General features: G+C 56.4%; 1 pseudogene. It reads left to right on the forward strand.

Annotation, left to right across the window (positions count from 1 at the left end):
* Window positions 1–322 precede the first annotated feature (322 nt).
* Window positions 323–596 (forward strand): annotated as a pseudogene (locus GHO03_RS24680) (MobA/MobL family protein); the annotation flags it as partial.

Below are 596 nucleotides of genomic sequence, written 5' to 3' on the forward strand. Positions count from 1 at the left end.
AATTAGGGCGACCAGCTTGCGGCGGTCATCGTCAGTTGCGTCCTTTTTGTCATTCAGCAGCAACAAGAGCCGCTGATGGTCATTTGGCGATTTCAGCCCACGGATGTAGGCGACACGATCCTCTAGCCATTCCCGCATTTGCTTCTCCATTTTGGTGTCCAGAATCCCGAGTCTAGAGCAGATGTGGCGGAGATTGCACGGCCTGCGGTATCCTTTGATTTATCAAAGGCTCGCTTAGACGTTTCTCTACGAGAAACACGCGGCCCTCCCGGCGGGTAAGGCAAACCGACTGCATCGGCCCTAAAAACGAAAAGGCAAAAACATGGCGATTGGACGATTGAGCGTGAAGGTTGGCAAGGCGGGGAAAGCTTCCCCGCATGCCGCCTATATCGCTCGCCTCGGCCAATACGAAAAACGGCGTGAGCAGGGGGAAAAGTTGGAGGCGTCCGAATTCGGCAATATGCCGAAGTGGGCCGCGACCAACCCGTTGCACCTTTGGGAAGCCGCCGACGCCTACGAGCGCAAGAACGGAACCACCTACCGCGAGCTTGAAATCGCTTTGCCCCGTGAGATGAATCCGGCGCAACGGCTTGAGC

It is taken from the genome of Pseudomonas sp. FSL R10-1339 (assembly GCF_009600545.1).
Taxonomy (GTDB): Bacteria; Pseudomonadota; Gammaproteobacteria; order Pseudomonadales; family Pseudomonadaceae; genus Aquipseudomonas; species Aquipseudomonas bubulae.